Origin of the sequence: Pedobacter gandavensis, assembly GCF_032678745.1 — a bacterium.
Taxonomy (GTDB): Bacteria; Bacteroidota; Bacteroidia; order Sphingobacteriales; family Sphingobacteriaceae; genus Pedobacter; species Pedobacter gandavensis_C.
In genome coordinates this window covers 1,791,740-1,809,070 of the sequence record NZ_JAVTST010000001.1, presented here as the reverse complement: position 1 = coordinate 1,809,070, position 17,331 = coordinate 1,791,740, and the positions used below count along the sequence as shown (strand labels likewise).

The 17,331-nt window shown below is 39.5% G+C and carries 21 protein-coding genes, 1 tRNA gene and 1 pseudogene; 4 read left to right on the top strand and 19 right to left on the bottom strand.

Going from position 1 to position 17,331, the window contains the following annotated elements:
- Window positions 1-67 precede the first annotated feature (67 nt).
- From R2S10_RS07455 to R2S10_RS07440, 4 genes are all read right to left on the bottom strand, one after another.
- Entirely contained in the window at window positions 68-823 is a 756-nt protein-coding gene (locus tag R2S10_RS07455; RefSeq protein WP_316839817.1) for a DUF4142 domain-containing protein, read from the bottom strand.
- A 59-nt stretch (window positions 824-882) separates the two neighbouring features.
- Window positions 883-1,338, bottom strand: coding sequence for a GNAT family N-acetyltransferase (locus R2S10_RS07450; protein ID WP_316839816.1), 456 nt, complete (start codon window positions 1,336-1,338; stop codon window positions 883-885).
- A 138-nt stretch (window positions 1,339-1,476) separates the two neighbouring features.
- A complete protein-coding gene (pncA, locus tag R2S10_RS07445; protein ID WP_316839815.1) occupies window positions 1,477-2,067 on the bottom strand; it encodes a bifunctional nicotinamidase/pyrazinamidase in 591 nt (196 codons plus the stop codon).
- A 41-nt stretch (window positions 2,068-2,108) separates the two neighbouring features.
- The gene (locus R2S10_RS07440; protein ID WP_316839814.1) at window positions 2,109-2,759 is read right to left on the bottom strand and encodes a hypothetical protein; all 651 of its coding nucleotides are present in this window, start codon (window positions 2,757-2,759) and stop codon (window positions 2,109-2,111) included.
- Between the two features lie 421 nt (window positions 2,760-3,180).
- Here R2S10_RS07440 and R2S10_RS07435 point away from each other — a divergent pair, with 421 nt between their 5' ends.
- Window positions 3,181-3,915 carry a hypothetical protein gene (locus R2S10_RS07435; protein ID WP_316839813.1) on the top strand — a complete coding sequence of 245 codons (735 nt, stop codon included), beginning with the start codon at window positions 3,181-3,183 and terminating at the stop codon, window positions 3,913-3,915.
- Between the two features lie 462 nt (window positions 3,916-4,377).
- Window positions 4,378-4,740 carry a hypothetical protein gene (locus R2S10_RS07430; protein ID WP_316839812.1) on the top strand — a complete coding sequence of 121 codons (363 nt, stop codon included), beginning with the start codon at window positions 4,378-4,380 and terminating at the stop codon, window positions 4,738-4,740.
- Window positions 4,741-5,025: 285 nt separating this feature from the next.
- Here R2S10_RS07430 and R2S10_RS07425 read toward each other — a convergent pair.
- The 4 genes from R2S10_RS07425 to R2S10_RS07410 form a co-directional block, all read right to left on the bottom strand.
- Window positions 5,026-5,112 (bottom strand) — tRNA-Ser (locus tag R2S10_RS07425).
- 112 nt (window positions 5,113-5,224) lie between these two features.
- Complete coding sequence (locus R2S10_RS07420; protein WP_316839811.1) at window positions 5,225-5,938, bottom strand: SOS response-associated peptidase; 714 nt, start codon at window positions 5,936-5,938, stop codon at window positions 5,225-5,227.
- Between the two features lie 188 nt (window positions 5,939-6,126).
- Window positions 6,127-7,140 carry a class I fructose-bisphosphate aldolase gene (locus R2S10_RS07415; RefSeq protein ID WP_316839810.1) on the bottom strand — a complete coding sequence of 338 codons (1,014 nt, stop codon included), beginning with the start codon at window positions 7,138-7,140 and terminating at the stop codon, window positions 6,127-6,129.
- A gap of 19 nt (window positions 7,141-7,159) precedes the next feature.
- The gene (locus R2S10_RS07410; protein WP_316839809.1) at window positions 7,160-7,789 is read right to left on the bottom strand and encodes an HAD-IA family hydrolase; all 630 of its coding nucleotides are present in this window, start codon (window positions 7,787-7,789) and stop codon (window positions 7,160-7,162) included.
- A gap of 222 nt (window positions 7,790-8,011) precedes the next feature.
- Here R2S10_RS07410 and R2S10_RS07405 point away from each other — a divergent pair.
- Window positions 8,012-8,158 (top strand): annotated as a pseudogene (locus tag R2S10_RS07405) (winged helix-turn-helix domain-containing protein); the annotation flags it as partial.
- Here R2S10_RS07405 and R2S10_RS07400 read toward each other — a convergent pair.
- The 11 genes from R2S10_RS07400 to R2S10_RS07350 all read right to left on the bottom strand — a co-directional run bounded on the left by R2S10_RS07400 (window position 8,155) and on the right by R2S10_RS07350 (window position 16,321).
- A complete protein-coding gene (locus R2S10_RS07400) occupies window positions 8,155-8,508 on the bottom strand; it encodes a hypothetical protein (protein ID WP_316839808.1) in 354 nt (117 codons plus the stop codon). The pseudogene R2S10_RS07405 and the gene R2S10_RS07400 sit on opposite strands and share 4 nt — an antisense overlap.
- Before the next feature lie 52 nt (window positions 8,509-8,560).
- Window positions 8,561-9,253 carry a response regulator transcription factor gene (locus tag R2S10_RS07395; protein ID WP_316839807.1) on the bottom strand — a complete coding sequence of 231 codons (693 nt, stop codon included), beginning with the start codon at window positions 9,251-9,253 and terminating at the stop codon, window positions 8,561-8,563.
- A gap of 22 nt (window positions 9,254-9,275) precedes the next feature.
- Window positions 9,276-10,082 (bottom strand): sensor histidine kinase, encoded by an 807-nt coding sequence (locus R2S10_RS07390; RefSeq protein ID WP_316839806.1) that lies wholly within the window; start codon window positions 10,080-10,082, stop codon window positions 9,276-9,278.
- Window positions 10,061-10,717, bottom strand: a complete 657-nt coding sequence (locus R2S10_RS07385; protein ID WP_316839805.1) for a hypothetical protein — start codon at window positions 10,715-10,717, stop codon at window positions 10,061-10,063. The genes R2S10_RS07390 and R2S10_RS07385 overlap by 22 nt, the downstream gene beginning before the upstream one ends.
- Window positions 10,717-11,112 (bottom strand): hypothetical protein, encoded by a 396-nt coding sequence (locus R2S10_RS07380; protein ID WP_316839804.1) that lies wholly within the window; start codon window positions 11,110-11,112, stop codon window positions 10,717-10,719. Before R2S10_RS07380 ends, R2S10_RS07385 begins: the two co-directional genes overlap by 1 nt.
- 490 nt (window positions 11,113-11,602) lie before the next feature.
- Window positions 11,603-11,974, bottom strand: a complete 372-nt coding sequence (locus tag R2S10_RS07375; RefSeq protein WP_316839803.1) for a hypothetical protein — start codon at window positions 11,972-11,974, stop codon at window positions 11,603-11,605.
- A gap of 28 nt (window positions 11,975-12,002) precedes the next feature.
- On the bottom strand, window positions 12,003-13,607 hold the full coding sequence (locus R2S10_RS07370; RefSeq protein ID WP_316839802.1) for a hypothetical protein: 1,605 nt from the start codon (window positions 13,605-13,607) through the stop codon (window positions 12,003-12,005).
- A gap of 18 nt (window positions 13,608-13,625) precedes the next feature.
- Window positions 13,626-15,248, bottom strand: a complete 1,623-nt coding sequence (locus tag R2S10_RS07365) for a tyrosinase family protein (protein WP_316839801.1) — start codon at window positions 15,246-15,248, stop codon at window positions 13,626-13,628.
- Complete coding sequence (locus R2S10_RS07360) at window positions 15,245-15,709, bottom strand: hypothetical protein (protein WP_316839800.1); 465 nt, start codon at window positions 15,707-15,709, stop codon at window positions 15,245-15,247. The genes R2S10_RS07365 and R2S10_RS07360 overlap by 4 nt, the downstream gene beginning before the upstream one ends.
- A gap of 31 nt (window positions 15,710-15,740) precedes the next feature.
- On the bottom strand, window positions 15,741-16,169 hold the full coding sequence (locus tag R2S10_RS07355; protein ID WP_316839799.1) for a hypothetical protein: 429 nt from the start codon (window positions 16,167-16,169) through the stop codon (window positions 15,741-15,743).
- Window positions 16,163-16,321 (bottom strand): hypothetical protein, encoded by a 159-nt coding sequence (locus tag R2S10_RS07350; RefSeq protein ID WP_316839798.1) that lies wholly within the window; start codon window positions 16,319-16,321, stop codon window positions 16,163-16,165. Before R2S10_RS07350 ends, R2S10_RS07355 begins: the two co-directional genes overlap by 7 nt.
- Window positions 16,322-16,708: 387 nt before the next feature.
- Here R2S10_RS07350 and R2S10_RS07345 point away from each other — a divergent pair, with 387 nt between their 5' ends.
- Window positions 16,709-17,305: a DUF5025 domain-containing protein gene (locus R2S10_RS07345; protein ID WP_316839797.1), complete on the top strand. Its 597-nt coding sequence runs from the start codon at window positions 16,709-16,711 to the stop codon at window positions 17,303-17,305.
- Window positions 17,306-17,331: the final 26 nt, after the last annotated feature.

Below are 17,331 nucleotides of genomic sequence, written 5' to 3'. Positions count from 1 at the left end.
ATTAAGTTTTAACTGAAAAGGCAATGTGCGTTTTGCACATTGCCTTTTTTCATAAAAATATGCTTATTTATTGCTTCGCTTTTTTATCAAGCTCGCCTCTTGTTTTTAAAGCGGTATCCATATGCTTTTTTAACAATGGCAATTGTTTCAAGGCAAATTCCCTTAGATCGGGATCATTAGAATTACCAACTATGGTATATAGGGTGATGAGGTCCCGGTTGCTTTCCGTCATCAATTTAATGAAATCAAGATCCGTTTTAGGACTGCCAGGTAAAAAGACTTCCTTATCCAGTCCAATGTTTTTTCCGGAAGCAAGCTTTTTCAATTCCTTTTGTAGCTCCATATGATCGGTAGCAACCATGTTGGCATAGTCCTTAATCTTGTCGTTTTTCGTTGTACGGTTTATACTGTTGCTTGTACTGATTTCCATTTGTTGAGCAGTAGCAATCCTGTTGATCAGTTCTGCATCTGTAAGCATTTCTAAGCTCTGCTGTTTTCTAGCCAGGGCATTAGCTCTTTCAATTGCAATACTGGCAGCATTAGTTGCATTTACCTTTGAACCAGGAGTATTTATCGGGTTGATTCCAGGTGATAGCCCGTCGCCGCTTGCATTGATCACAGACCTGCTGGGATTTTTTATTCCCGGGTTAATGGTGGTAATTTTTGTACGTTTTCTTTTTCCCTCAGCAGTTGAGTTTCTGGAGGTCGAACAAGAATAGATCAGACAGGATAACATTGCGGAGGTTGCGATGATGCGAAGTGTGTTCATGGGGTCTTTGATGATGTGGGTTGCCGAAGCAAAACTAATATAAAGATAGTCCAAATTTAGCTTTGCTACTATTATCAGCAAAGATAATGACTCCTGGTAGTAGTTCTCCTCCTTTATACTTCAAATTTAATTTTAACCGCTGAAATAATAGCTGTTTCAATTCTTTGCTCCATTACAATAAAGCCATTTTTAAGGTAGAACTGCATAGGTGTATAATAAGTTGAGCTGTCTTGTTTCAGGTCATTATTATGATCGATTACCCAACCGCATAAATTTGTGGAATTGCGCTTTAGACTGTCGAGTAGCATTTTACCGTTGCCCTTGTTTTGATTTGTAGCAGATATAAGAATGGAAAACCATAGCTCGTTAGCTCTAAAAAAAGCAACTGCCCATCCAATTACCTCGTCAGCTTCATTAAGTAAAAGATGATGATTGTAATCTTCTATGCCTTCCAACAGGAGTCTAAACCTGTTATTTAATTGTATTGGATATACTTCGTTCCAGAGTTGATCAACTTTCTTCGTCTGATCTTCTGTTAGGCTTTTCGATATTTCAATTTTGATAGTCATAGTTCTACTGCTACTTCTAAAATCATGTATTGAATTAACGAATAATAATCCGATAAACAGCATTTTATAAGCTGAAAGAGGGTTGCGACCTTAGCACAGAACTTAGGTCGCAACTCCAGTTTTTAGAAAAAATTGATATTAAATAATAGTCCCGCCCTTTGACTGAAAGTCTTTTTTAACACGATCATATCTTTCCTGATCTATCGGCTTAGAAGCCCGCTCTATAATACTTGATTTAAAACCTAAGTCTAAGGCGTCATTAGCTGTATAATACACGCAATAATCGGCAGCCACTCCGCAAACGGCTACTTCTGTAACACCTCTTCCTTTAAGGTAATCGGCCATGCCAGTAGATTTTTTTTTACCATTATCATAAAAGCCGCTATAACTATCAATTTCTTTATCCATTCCTTTCCTAAAAATAGCCTCAATAGCATTTGTGGATAGTTCCGGGACAAATTCGGCTCCCTTTGTTCCTTGTATGCAATGCTCAGGCCATAGCACCTGATTTAATCCGTTTAAATCTATTTCTTCAAACGGTTTTCTACCTGGATGGGAAGTAACGAAACTTTTATGGCCTCTTGGATGCCAATCTTGCGTGGCAACTACCAGATCATATGTTGACTGCAGGTCGTTAATGGTTTGGACGATTTCATCCCCATGGTTAACTGCTAAAGCACCTCCAGGTAAAAAATCATACTGTACGTCGATAATAATTAGAGCATTCATAAATAAGGAGTATTAGGTTAAAGTTTAATTCCGATTTGTTTTTAAAAATAGCTACTTAATTTTGATACCTTTTCTACCAAAGCTGCAGAATTGGGCTGTAAAACATATTCACTAAGTCCAACCTCTTTTGCTTTAGGCGACCAATCATAGGTATAACCCAGACGTGTCCATGGGTAATGGAAATCTGATGTAGTTGATAATGTTCGGTAATAGGCGAAAAGAATATAGTTGTTATACCATGTGCTGAAACTTTCAGGGTTAGTATTACTTAGTGTCGCCGTAGCTGTTTTAGTGGTGATCATCTGGTTGCCGGCCGGCCTATATAAATTCTCTGGGTTCACCCAAATCTCGGCGATATGCGTATTGCTTCTTTCATTAGCAGGAGGGAGGCCCAACAGCTGGCAGATACGCATGGTGGTATCACTTGATTTAGAGAAAGAAGATCCTATGCGTGCTTTCATTTGTTGTGGAACGAATAGCCAGGATTCGCCCCAAGAATTGGTAATTGATTCACCAACTGGATAGCTAGATGGAAAACGCATAAAGCTAGCTAGTAGAACATGTGGTTTACCATTAATAGTTTTCCATTTTAAAGCAGTGTTTTCAGGAGTTAATGCCCATAACGTATCAATAACTTCTGAATTATCAGCAACCATTGCATCCAGTATGGCGCTTTGGTATAATTGGTTCATGGAAAGTACAGGTTGTTCTGGCTCTGATGGAGCATCATTGTTTTTTTTACACCCAATGAGGGTACCAAGCATAAGTAAAGCACATAATAGTAAAGGAGAGTAATTAATTGTTTTTTCTTGCATTAGATTTAAATTATGTTTAAAAATTAAAAGCATGAAGATAATATAAAAACTTATTATAGTTAACTGTGCGTGTTTTACCTTATACCTATAAATGGGTAATTTTTAACGATAAAACGGAGGTTGTTTAGTGTGTAGCTTAAAATTCACCATTATTAGCTACTGGAAGGGATGATCTATTCAACTTGTTCATTTTGTTTGTAGGAAGCAGTTTGCTTGATATGCTCAAAATTACCCTACTAACGTTTAATGATTTCGATAAGTGGCTTGCAAAGTAGTAGCTTTATATCAGCCAAACAAAATGAAAAAATACCTATTAATAGTTTTATTGTTTTTGTTTTCTTGCCAGAATCGGCAGGGAAATAGATCCAATCAATCTTTTGAATCTAAGATTAGCACAGTTTCAAAAGTAGAATCAAAACATATAGAAAAAGGAGCCGTAGAACTTCTCGAGCATTTTGTTGATAGTTTGAATATTGGTAAACCAACGAAGAATAAGATTGAACTTTCACATTTTCGAAATTCTGACAGTGGTTATGTCGTTATTCAGTTTTATACGAAAGTGAAAGGTAATTGGCAGTTAAAGCAAAAAATCAATTTCTTAAAAGATGACATTTCAGGATGTTTTCCGGAGTTGTCTGATTTTAATAATGATGGATTTAAAGATGTAACTTATAAATCTGCTATTGCTGCAAGAGGTGCCAATGATGTTCGAAATCTTTTTATTTATGACAGTTCTGAAGATCAGCTTATTTACATGAAAAATTCCGAAAATTATCCAAATATGCTATATAATAATACGCTAGATTGTATATATGCATTTTTAGTTCATGGTGGTTCTACTACGGTGTTTTTAAAAATTAAAAGAGATAGTCTAAAAGAATTCGCGAGTGTTAATCTAGATGACAAAATTAATATACAACTTGTAGATAAAAATGGAAAGAGAAGAACCATAGTTAAGGATAGAAAGAATAATTTTGATCCATATACTCGATTTAAGAATTTTAGACCATTAGAGGAGGATGTCGCGCCATAGGAGGTATTATCTAATGGTTTGAGGTCTATGAATTAGGTTGTGGTAACTCTTAATAGTGCCGGGAAATAAGAAAAGCGGAAATAATCCTCCGATCATTCCCGCTTTATCTAAATTAACGCTCTCATATATAAATACGCTCAATGTAAATGTATATTGTGTCGTCTTAAAATTAAAACACGAAAATCAATGTCTAAATGTCAATTTGTTGGAATAGTCGTTGTCATCTTGGGTATTGCTATGTTTTTGTATGGGGTATCATTATTTGCCTATCAAGGTCCAAGGCTAAGCACTTTTGAGATTAAAGCTGGAGAATACTCCTTCGTATTATGGCTTCCAACAATCATTATAGGTGTTTGCCTACTCTTTGTTAAAAAAGAGAAGTTAAATAATTACTGATGGGATTTCCATCATTCGGTGTCTCATGGTCTAGAGCTAAAATCACGGTTTTTTAATAAATAATTTATGGATGTAAAAATAAAAATATTGTTAGGTTTCGTGGTGCTTGTTCTTGTACCCGTTGTTTTTATAATAAATGATGACAATCTAAATAATTATTACACCTGCAATAGGTTGGGAAACTTTAAAAAAGAAGACTATAATGGAGTTGTGGTAAAGAAATTTATAAATGAAGCTAACCATTCAATGAGAACTGTTAAATTAACAAATAATCTGGATATTGTTTTGAACGAGGATACTTCTTCTTTTTATCAATTTATTGAAAAGAATGATTCAATAGTCAAGGTTAAAGGAAGTGATGAGTTGAAGGTATTTAGGTCGGGGCAAATGTTTAAGTTTAAGATTTATTTCCCTTGTATAGTTAAGTAAACCACATCTTGCTGAGGACTATTAGAAATTTCTGCGAATACAATCATATTACATGATTTCGGTGTCTAAACTAAATATTTATCAATCAGGTCTGAAGCAAAAGGCAATAGCGGGACCTTTACTACGGCATCCGTTTTCTGCCTGTAGGTGCTGATCCATTTTCCGCCCTTATCGAATAGGGCACCAGAATAAGTGAAATTTTGTGTGATTTTGATATTTCCCAAAACAAAAAACCCTGAAATCTTACGATTTCAGGGTTTTAGTATGGTTTTGATGACCATTTAGCGGAGAGTGGGGGATTCGAACCCGCGGACCCTTTGACAAGTCAACAGTTTTCAAGACTGCCGCAATCGACCACTCTGCCAACTCTCCGGCACAAAAGTACGAACTCAAGCCGGTTCTGCAAATTATGATTATGATTATTTAATGAAATCTTTATAACAAACTAAAACTGAGTAGTTTTATTTTTCATTCCTCCCGGTTTTTAGTCAAAAAGAGTCGGTATATCCAGCTCATTGTAAGGTTTAATCAGTTCTATTCCCTTATTTGGACTCTTTTTCGTGGAAACTTTATTCACTTTTTTACTCACTTGAGTCCTTTTCATCATATGATCAGGGTAGGGTTTACACATTTCCAGCAATTGTTCGACACTTAGCTTTTTATTCAACCACCTTAACTCCTCATTTCGATGTAAGATGACCGGCATTCTTTGCTTATCATGAATTTCTCCAACCGTCTGGTTCGCAACGGTTGTCATAATGCCAAAAGTCCGGTGTTTCTCGCCGGTTTCAGGATTGATCCATTGGCTCCATAATCCTGCGAAGCAGAAAGTTTTCCTTTCATTGGTAAAGCGATATGGTCTTTTGTCGGTATCGCTAATCTTTTGCCATTCATAGAAGCTGTCTGCAATGATTAAACAGGTTTTACGATGTTTCATTAAAGGGGCATAAGTTTTCTTATCCATGACCTCCTCACTGCGGATATTCCAGGTGTCAAAAGTAAGCACATTACTACTGGCGGTGTGAGGAACAATACCGAACGACATCTGTTGAATAATATCGGGCTCATCGGCGGTAATAACCAGACCACCATCGGTGATCGCGATATTGGCATCCGGCTCATAAGCACCAACAAGCTGATACGGGTTGTTTTTTAGAATCTCTTTTTCTTCTGCTGTTAGGGTATATCTTGCGCACATAATTTAGGGTAGCAAAGCTATCTTTTTTCTATAGAAATTAGAAAAATTGACTTATTTTATACTTCAGGACCATTTGGTAGAAATATAAACCTTGGCCGATGGGTAGATAAACAAACTGTAACGAATTCTGGTAAATTAGTTTATTATCAGAAATTGATCACCAAGTAATTCCATTAGGATGAGTTTTTTTAGGAGGCTGGAAGATATTCCCCTCTGCGTGCGGCACTGTTGCAAGCTGCGCGATGTGCCAGTGCCTGCTGTGCTGCCGTAATATTCTGATCATCTCCCTTCCAGATTTCCATAGCAGGTTGTTGAATTGCTCTTGAAAAGGAAAATGTTAAAGGCCAGGGTATTTGGGAGCCATACCTCAGCTGCATCATGTTGAGTCGCTCAGAGGCAAGCATAGGCGATTGACCTCCCGATAAGAAAGCAATACCGCCTACCGCAGCTGGAACTACCTTAAGGAAAGAGGAAATGGTTTGTTGAGCAATCACCTCAGTACTATTTTGATCAGGACAGTTTAAACCGGGCAACACCATATTGGGTTTTAAAATCATACCCTCCAGGGAAACTTTGTGCTCATATAAAGCACTAAAAACTTCCTTCAGGACATCCTGTGTTACTGCTGCACAGGTTTGCAGGCTATGCGCTCCATCCATCAACACTTCAGGCTCTACAATTGGGACTATTCCAGCCTCCTGGCAAATTGCAGCGTATCGGGCAAGGGTAAAAGCATTGGCTGTGATGCAGGTCTTTGTAGGGAGATCGGTTTCAATATGAATTACCGCACGCCATTTGGCAAAGCGTAAGCCCATTTGGTGATAGCTAATCATACGATCCGTTAAACGATCCAGTCCTTCAGTAATGGTTTCCCCTGGAAAAAAAGCTAAAGGTGTAGTACCTTGATCTACTTTTATTCCCGGAATAATATCTTTCTGTTTCAGAATGGCAAGAAAAGACTGGCCATCATCGGTTTGCTGATGCAGGGTTTCTTCAAAGAGGATGGCACCACTAATGCTTTCCTCTAAATGAGGGGTAGTAACGATCAATTGGCGGTATTTTCGACGGTACTCTTCAGTTTGTGGGATGCCTAAAGCTTTAAATCTTTTGTTACAGGTCCCAGTGCTTTCATCCATAGCCAATAAGCCCTTGTCTTCGGCCATTAGCCTCTCGGCCAGATGTTTTAGTTCTTGAGTGTTCATTTTGCGTGTTTTATCTAATTCATACAGCGGTATCAGATGGATGGATATGTGCTTCCAGGATCTGTTTTGTAGTAATGAAGTCCTGATGATGGAAGCTGCGGATGCCAAGTTTTTGTGCGGCTTGCGCCAGCATTAGCCGGTCGTCAAAATACAGACACTCGTCCGGAGAGACCTGAGCAATTCCCATGGCCAGGTTAAAAATCCCTGGATCCGGCTTCCGCATTCCCACTTCACAGGAAGAAATAAAAGCATCAAAACAATCGTGTAATCCGAACTTCTGTATGCGATAATTATTAATTTCCCGACCTTCATTGTTGATAGAGATCACCCGTAAGCCACAACTCTTTTTCCATTCTTTTAACCAGGGTAAGAAATCTGGCAATGCTACCGATTGGGCAAACAGGAAGTCTTTAAAGTCTTGTTTGCTAAAGTCTCTAGGATGGTTAAATACCACAGTATCTAAATAATCATCCATAGTGATTTTTCCAATTTCATAAACATTGAAAATGAAGTTGTGGAGGACCTCCATTTCTTCATGATTCAGGCCAAATCTCTCCGATGCTTCCTGTCTGGATTGATGACCCCAGCCATTGTTCAGCAGTACACCGCCGACATCAAAAAAGAGTACTTTAATTCTGGAACCTTTCATAATTGTATTTTGGTAATAACAATAATTTCAGGCATTAGTTTGTAGGATTCAATAGAGGAGCGATGTTGTTTTATAAACGTCCCCTGAGTTCCGGACTGGAATCAATAGCCTTGTTCTTTATTTTCTGTTTAGAACTGAGAGTTATACCATATAAGCTCCCATATATTGCTTCAATATTTTCCCTGTTTGTGAAACGCTCCTGACTTATTACACCTCTGGAAGGAACCCGACTTTTTTAATGGTAGGAGTATGGACGTTTTCATCAGTAGGTTAAGGAAATACCTGTCCGCAGACCCAGCCATACACATTGAAAGTGTAAGAGGTCTGGGTTTTAGATTTTATGTGGATGACAAAATTGCCGACAGCTAGCTATCTTGTTTAGGACTTAAAAAGAGCATTAAAATTGCTGTAAATTTTAAGAAACCTGAAAACAGTTGTAAAGCAAAAGAAGGATTGGTACTCAGGTCCTGATCAGGCATGGTTAATAAAGGTAAACTGCTTAAAACAGTTACAAATAAAACTACCCATTTTACCCAATGCTTTCCAATGAAGGCAAAATATCCCAGGGTCATAAACATTAAAGAGGTTTCGATGCCAATTGTCATCTCGAAATCGGGGTTTTTATGACTTTGAATCACGCCGACAATTGAATCTATGATGATGGAACTGAAAATTAGGTAGGAGGCTACTTTGAAACGCTTGTGGATTTTATCTTCCATTTCTATTAAAAAAATGGAAAGGTACAATTAAAATCAGAGTAGCCCAACCGCACTAGAAAATACTCACAATATGGTTTCGCAATGCATAAACAACCAATCCGGCAGTATTTCTGGAATCTGTCTTTTGTAAGAGGTTATTACGATGGCCATCAACAGTTTTACTGCTAATGAATAGCTTTTCCGCTATTTCTTCCGTTTTATACTGTCGGCAAATCAGATCCAATACTTCCTTTTCTCGCTTGCTGATCTGGATCAGGCCATTTCCATCACGACTTACTTTTGGCTTCTTTCCCATGTTATTTTGGATCGCCCTCAATGTGCGCTCATTAATATAAGAACCTTTCTCATGAACGGAAAGTATAGCCAATCGAACCTCATCCGGATCACTGTCTTTCACCAGATGTCCACGTGCCCCATTTTCAATCATGCGCGCAATGAAATGTTCATCCTCATGCATAGACAGTACAATAATCTTAATGTCTGGGAAATGAGTGCTGACGGCCTGAATCACATGGACGCCATTAAATTCTATGTCCCCCTGAGGAGGCAAGGAATAATCCACAAGAAGAACATCAGGTAAGGGAGAACTGGATTTCAATTTCTCTACAATGGTATAACCTTCAGCAGTTTCAAATGTGACCTCTATTTGCGGCCAGCCTGCTACCAGGGCTTTGATACCTTCCCTGAAGATGTGTTGGTCCTCAATAAGACCTATGTGTATCGTGTTTTGTAAAATAGCTGACATAGTATGGTGGCTTAATGATTAACTAAAAATCAGTGGTATTTGGGATTTTCATTTCTACCGCCATTCCTTTTTCCGCTGGGCTAAAGAAATTGTAGGTCCCATTAAGTGCATTTATTCTTGCCGTTATCGTATCGGCTCCTAATCCCTGCTTTTTTTTCTGGATCTCCGGAGCTAAACCTTTGCCATTATCGGCATAATGAACACGGATGTAATCGTTCTTTAACTCAAAGCAGAGCTCAATCGCAGTTGCTTCAGCATGTTTGAGTGTATTGTTGATCAACTCCATGATAATCCGGTACAAATGAAGTTCTATAGCTGCGGGTAACCGTAAATCTTCCTGGCCATTTTCTAACTTAAGCTTGATGATGCCGCTTTTGTTGAATTGAGTAACTAAACTTTCCAGACAGACCATTAAGCCAAAAGATTCCAGGTTAACGGGCATCAGTTCATGGCAAATTCTTCTTACGCTGTTTAGTGCGGTTCCAGTAATCGTATGGATACTGAGTAGCGCTGCAGAAATATCCGGAGCCTCCACTTTGCTCTGTCTTTCGAGTTGGATGAGCTGCATCCTGCTGATGGAAAGTGCTGCGCCAAGTTCATCATGAAGGTCGCTCGCGATGCGCTTACGCTCTTTCTCCTGGGCATTAAAGGTAGAGAGTAAAAGTTCCTTCTGGTACTGTAGCTTTAGGTTTTCCTGCTTCAATTGCTGCTTGTAGAGGTTCTGGTGATAACGACGGGCAATAAAAATAACCCCCAGGCAGATCATGAACATCAAACCTGCAAATGGCAACAAAATGTTTAGGAAATTTAGTTCTTCTGTTTTTTCCACAAGGCAATTAAAAAAAAGCAATACATAGTAATCGAGAAAAAGGAATGGATCGCCCAGGCATAGCGGTTCATGTTTTTTGAGAAGCTGGTAATCATCGTCCCAAAATAAAAAATAAGCAAGCTGGAAGAATAGTAGATCATTATACCGGCATTGATCCAGTTGATACTGCTGACCTCTGTTTTATCATGAGGAGTATCACTACCCATCAGCGTCATACTACTAATGAACCAACATAAGGAGAAAAAGAGCAATAACGCGGATTCAATGGTTAGTGCATAGGAGTTAAATACATATATAGGTTGCCAAAATAGCGTATTGGCTAGCGTGAACAACGTAAATATGACCATAATCGCGTTAATGATTCGTTTGTCAATGAAATCAGCTAGTATTTCTCTATAAAACCAGGCTAGTAAAATAAAGCCTCCGGCTACATAAATATGCAGCAGAGGCAAGTTATTTTTTCCCAGGAACCAAAGTGCCGAAGAGCTTGCCTGGACAAGGAAAGAAAAGAATAAAAAGCAAGAAAAGATTTTGAACTTGCAGTCCATTCTTTTATAGAATGTCAAGGCATAAATAGCAGAAATTAAGATGGGGATATTGGTCAAAATCAAAATAATTTTGGCTACTTCTTTCATCAGGCATTCGCTAATGGGCTACTATCATCACAGGTATTTGGACAAGGCATGGTGAAGTCAAAAACATATTCATCTGTTGCAAGTAGATTCTTAAAAGGCCCTTTCAGAATAACATCCTTGCCGTTTTCGTCTACTGGAACAAGGAACAATTTGAAGGCCTCATCTTCATCCCCGTCTTTTTTGCCAATGTAAACACGTACTGAGGGGTACTGAGGTAGAATACTAGTGTAATCAATACCCATAGCTTCTAGTAACTCCACAGAATGAATGGTAAAGGCTTTTAGAATTTGTTTTTCCTCAAGCTTGAAATGATCTTTCATGAAGTTTTTATACTTCCTGATGTCAATAAGCGCTTCTTCCAGAGGAACAGCATCAATGGTTGGTTTATTAATCATAATTTAACACTTTAGGGTGTATATCAAATATAAAGAAAGTATTTATAGAATATCGTATGTAACTATAACTAAATATGATTGTCTGTCGAAAAAATACAATTATAGATAAGAGGTTTGATATTGGCTGTGGGATTACTGCGGTAGGTAAATGTTTTTTACCAAAACAAAGAGGTTTGAGTAGTTCTGAATAAATTGATAGCCAGAGGGCTTAATCAGATGAAGTATAAATTTAATAAGCTTTGTATTTATCTGCCATTTCAATGGCTAGGAACTTTTTTATATGTTTAGTTATTAGAAAAAATGATGCTACAGGTAAAAACACCTACTGTAGCCTAAATGTGTAGTTCCTCAGAAAAGGAATCTCATTTCGTAAAAGCAAATTATCAAACAATTGAGCCAATATGGGCTGGATGAAAACGTAATAAAATTCCATAAAAAATCCCCTTTCCTGAGCAGGAAAAGGGATTTTAATTTCTAGGAAAGAACGCTTTTAAACAGCTCCATTCGGGCATTTTCTAGCGATCCAGTCCGATATTGCAGCGATAACCTCTGCTTGTTGAGGGCTTGCAGTATTATAAGGTGGATTTGGCTGCGGCATTTGTCCGATCTCTCCTGTATTAGGATCGAAAGGAGAGTTTGGAGTGCCTGCCAGTGCCATAATCAGGTTCGAATTTTCTGGATCCCCGGGTATCAGGATTTTGAAGCCCGAAACATTTGGAACTTCTCCGGTAATGAATTCTTGATAAGACATCGAGTTCCAGAATACTGCGTGTGGAGCAAGACCAGGAGTAAGACTGTTCGCTGCAACGAAAGCGTTAAGCAGTTTTTGTAAGTCCGAGTAGTTGTTGATTACTGTTGCCATGGGATTGATTGATATAAGTTTAAGAAATTTATTTGCTATGTGGCAGTGGGAAGCCTGCTGGGTTTTGGTTGGTTATTCTTCCTCCCGGATAGGGCTTGACTGGTTCTGGGATGAATCTGTTGCCCGTTGCTGAGATCACGCTAAAGTCTGAACCGATAAACTGTGCCTGGGAACCGTGGCAACCCATACACCCACCCATCGTAAGGCCAACATACTTTTTAGTATTGTCAAGTACAAAAACGTGTGCGGCATCCGGATCTGGTACATTGCTAGATGGCCCAGAAAGTCCACCCTGGAAGAACTGAAGGGCATCATTGGTTTCTGTTGCAAAATTCGATAAAAAGAACTGCTGGGCTGGTACTACGCCGCCAGGATCATTCTGCGGTACCGCTTGTACACCAATTAATTGGTAATTAGCCCATACCACGTTGGATCCGAAACTGGCGCGCAATTGATTTTGAACTTGTTGGTTATAAGCCACCAGGTTGAATGGATTTCCCACTCCCGGGATGGGAAATTGTCGGATTGCTGTAATCACCCCAGAATCAGGTAATGGTCGGGGAAGATTCGGACTGGTATCAGTAAGTGGGTTGGTGTTGATATAGCGGAAACCGTTTTTATCATTGCTGACATGCTCAAAAGTAGCGAAGGTAAAGGTCGGTACATTCGGTGTTTTTTGGATGATATGCAGACCAACTAACAGCAGGGTATCATTGTTGGCGATGAGTCCGTTTGCTCCTGTGGTGTAATAAATGCCAACCTTCCAGTGGAAATCCTGCAGGTTATCTTTTGAAACATCATAGTGTCTCCAGGTCGCTTTTACTTCTAAAGTGCCATTAGGTAGTTGGAATACCGGTCCTGTAGGTTGGATGTTCTTAGTCACCAGATTTACGCTTTGCTGCATCGCCGGTTTACGTAGGCTTAGGTTATTGAATCCAGTTTGCTTGAGGTAATTAAACATAATAGGATTGCCTTTGGCTTCATAAATCAAAGCAGCTTTTATAGAGGCTTTATTCAGTGCCAGAGTTTGCACAGGGGTTGGTTGTGGACCTATACTATTACGGACAGAATCTGATTTTTGCGCGAGCGGTGTGTAATACATATTGGCCAGGGTAATCTCACTAGCCTCATCCATATTGTTGAATAGGTTCATGTTTGTTGTTGCCGTTGCGGGACTGATCTTGACATAGGAAGGGTAAGTGTAACTAGGGATGATGTTTGGATCAGGGAGTATGTTGCCAGAAGGGGTTTTGTAAGAGGGGTAAAGCTCTGCCCGGTGATAAAATGTTTCCCAAACTACTGTTCCTCCTGAGCCCGTAGATCCGGGGCTGTCCGTATCCGAGGGTTGTCCGCGGAAGTAAGCTGACATTCCAGGGCCAGGTGCTGGATTGACTTTCGCTGGCCAGGTGAGTGCAATAAATTCCTGCCAGGCAAATTGTGCCGCCTGTTGAGGATCAGCAGGATTGGCGATGTCTGTTGGAACGACATTGCTAAAAGGGATCAAGGCTTCGCCGCCGACAACCGATTTGCCTGGAGTGTTAAAGGCCAGGTAAAAAATCGGGCAGCAAAAAAGAACGATGAGCCACAGTCTTTTATTAAAAAACCGTGGTTTTAACTGCGTATTTCTTTTCATAACAAATTTAGTTTAAGGTTAACGGACTTCTAATTTGTAAGGTGGAACGTCGGATTTCAGTCCTGCGGCGCTGAATTTTTTTAGCACGGCCTCGTTGTCTGCCTCTTTAGCGCGGATCTCGACATCGAAAGTTGCCCTTTTTACCTCTTCCTCGGTATAGTTATTCAGTTTGAAGGAAGCAGCTACATCCAGGTGTGTCAAACAATTCGCACATCCACGTACGTTCTTCCGACTCAGCACAGAATGATATCCCAGTAATTCTCTTGTGCCATCAAGCGTAATGTAAGCGGCAATAATGAAGGAGCCACTAATATCTCCTTTGCTGATGTCCGTAACAAACAACTGTTTCCTGCTGTTATTGGCATTGATATGAATGGGCTCTGTCATCTTTTCTTTTGTTAAAGTGCTTACTGGTTTTTCTAGTGAACCGAGGCTATAGGTCAGATTTAGCTGTTTTTCTATATTTATACAATCCATGGAAGTGTATACATCTGATGGATCATTCTCGTTATAGGGATAAAGTAGTTCGCCGTTTTTTGCAAAGGGGTAAAGCGGAGAGGAAAGGTTCAGTTCGGAGTCCATTGAATACCCTGGTGTTGGCCCTTGCGCATCGCTTGATTTTGTCCCTGGATAATTTGCAATAATCTCTAAATGCTCCGTAAAGCCATTTTGTTTTTGCCATAACCAGAATACACGGTCTACATTGCAGTGGTGAAAGTAAAAGATGGGATCCAAACCTGCAGTTTCATTGTCACCCATATCGCCACTGGCATAAATAACCGGTGGGGTGACTGTCCTGTTTGGGCCACCTACCGAAATATGAACATCGTTGTGTGGCTGTTCCAAGGGCTGGACAAGGTTTGTAGGATTGTCCATATTGTATTTTGCATAAGAAGTGGTATTGGAGAAAACGGTGTAATTTGGTGCAGTAAGGCACATTTTGTACAGGTCATGAACGTTTTGTAGCGGACGTCTGGGATTGGAACCCCGGTCACTCAACCAGGAGACCACGTTGTGATTCAGGTAATAAAGTCTTTCTGAGTCAGAGAATTGTTTATTATAAAGTTCGGTTTTAGCGACTTCTTCCGGCGTACTCACTAATCCCGAAAGTGGAAAACGAACAGTTTCATAACCTTTTGGTTTAGAATAGGCAGAAGGATTGCCATTGTCAAGAATCTGATCAGAGATCTTCACCGGAAAGGTAAAAGAACGTAATGGGTTGTCAATGTATGCCCCATCAAGTTTGAACTTTTCATCCGTTAGACAAGATGGAATACCATTGTTCAGGGAATACTCATCAGTTTCATCCCAATAAGGTAGCATGACCTCCTCACAACCAGGAATGCTTTGCAGTGCCTGCTCCAATTTATAGAGGTAAATTCGGTGCCAGGTTGGGAAAAGTACATTGCCATGCATACAGTAACCACCCCAATAGGCGCTATCGTCTACACCAGGGCCTCGGAAAGGTTCTCCATGGAAGCCTCCCAGCATAAAGAATGATCTGGGATCATCCGAATCTAATGCCTTTACACCACGCCAGGCCCGCATCAGATTTTCCAGGGGTTTTACGTCACCAGCTTCGTGTGCGCGTTGAATTTCCAGAATTGAACGGCGCGTTTTTAATGTTTCTTCGTTTTTCATGAGAGCGTTAATCTTTTATAAAAGTTTAAGGGAAGATATTTAGTTAGTAAATTATTGAGTAATGAGCCACTAATGATCAAGAGCATTCCTACCAAAGAAATCCATTTTTCATCGGGGAAGCCAAGCCTGCCTGCTAAAAGGAAGAGACAACCCGCTACACTGATCATAAAGGGTAGGTAGCCTTTGGTCGCCACTTTTCTGAATAACAGATACAAATGGATACAAAGCATTGCGCTCAAGACAGGCAATAGCCAGGGCATATAGGGAATTTGGGCTAGACCAATACTGCTGAACATACTCATATAAACGGCCCAGCAAAATGGACATTTTGGAAAGAAAGCGATCAGAATGCTCATCAGAAGAGAAGGGATGGCCCTCATGCTCTTTTTAGCGTTCTTATTAATGCTGGGAGCTTCCACTGAGGAGGATTCCAGCTGACAACAATAGGGTTTAGTTGACATAAGGATGGTTTTAAATAGGGGGTTTTATATCCTATTGTTTGAGGGCTTGAAGTACCGCATAAAATGAACAGACTACGCCTGCAGGGCTGATGCCACCGCTACCATTCGGGTGTGGAATTACGCGAATCACACTGCCAACCAGGGAGGGGATTTGCGCTACACCGTTTGGAATATGAGGAACCCGGTAACATAGATATTCATAAATCCATGGGGCACCACCTACAGTTCCGGAACCCTGGAACCAAAGCGTCGCCGGATTCCCGGATTGGGCGCATCCACTGAGTTTAAGCTCCCAGCCGGTGTCATAGATCCTTCCGCTTAGCACTCCTGCTTCGGAGATGTTGATTTGTAGATTACCAAGTCCGAATTGTAAGTCATTGAACTCTTTGGTAATGTCGGGGTCGTTTAATAGGCTCCTGTAAGTATATAACCCGGAACCTGGTTGTTGATCATTTAACATATTTCTAGGGGATTATTGGAAATAGAGATGATGTGATAATAGGGGCTGATGGGTACTGGAACAACCGGAATATCGGAGTACAGCGTAGCATCAATACTGTTGTTGATATCGGTCAGCTCGACCTCATGAATGATTAGGATAGTTATTTTCATTTGATCTTATTGGGTTAAAGGGTTTAAGGTTCAGCTAAAATCTTTAAATCAAAATTCCGTGTGAGTATGGCTTGGATAGCAAATGGGGATCTTCTTATATAAAGTTCAGAGATATAGGGTTTAGAATTATACATATAATTATGTGATTTGAAAATCAGGTAGTTATATGTGTTTTCTGTGAAAGCTGCAGAGAAAGTCAGGGTTAAATTACGAGTTAATGAGCGGCGTAATTACCAAGGAAAAACGATGGAAAGTATTGTGTTTAAGTATCGTTATCTTGAGGTGTTGATTTTTATTTTCGATTATTAATTTCCTTATTAGGATGTTTAGTCTCTTGCAAAAGACATTTTATCCTCCTATAGATTTAAATGTAAAAATCATTTTAACATGAAAAACATAAAGAGAAATCCTGCACTTATTCTTTTGCCATACTTATTGGCAGCATTCAGCTTATCTTCCTGCAAAAAGGAAAGTCCAGTTAAAGAAGAAAAAAAAGCCGACATCCAATACCTCAAAGCAACTATAGACGGTCAATCTATTAGCCTTCAGAAAACCGACAACGATAGAACAGTCTTTTATGGCTCATGGACAGGATTAGGTATGGGTAATGGCGCTAAAATTGACATCTACACGGTGGATGTAAACTTACCTAAAGCATCATTAAGCAGTACTGATGTGTTTAGATTGAGCTTTCAGATTTATGATGTTAAAAAGAGGAAATATGAAATGGAAGGTGATTTATCTGATAGGACGGACTTTGGGGCCTATATTTATGCCGTCAAAAAACCAGACTTAGGTGAAAATGTGTTGTATTCTACCAGCAGCTTAAAAAAGCCTTTCCATATAGAAATCACAAAATATGAATATCCAAAAAATAGTTTAATTCCGATTGTTGGAGGGAAATTTAATGGTGTTTTATACAATACAAAGAACCTGTTGGATTCTATTGTAGTCAAAAATGGTGAATTTGAAGTTCGCTATTAATCCTAAAGCTCATTTTAAAACTGCAT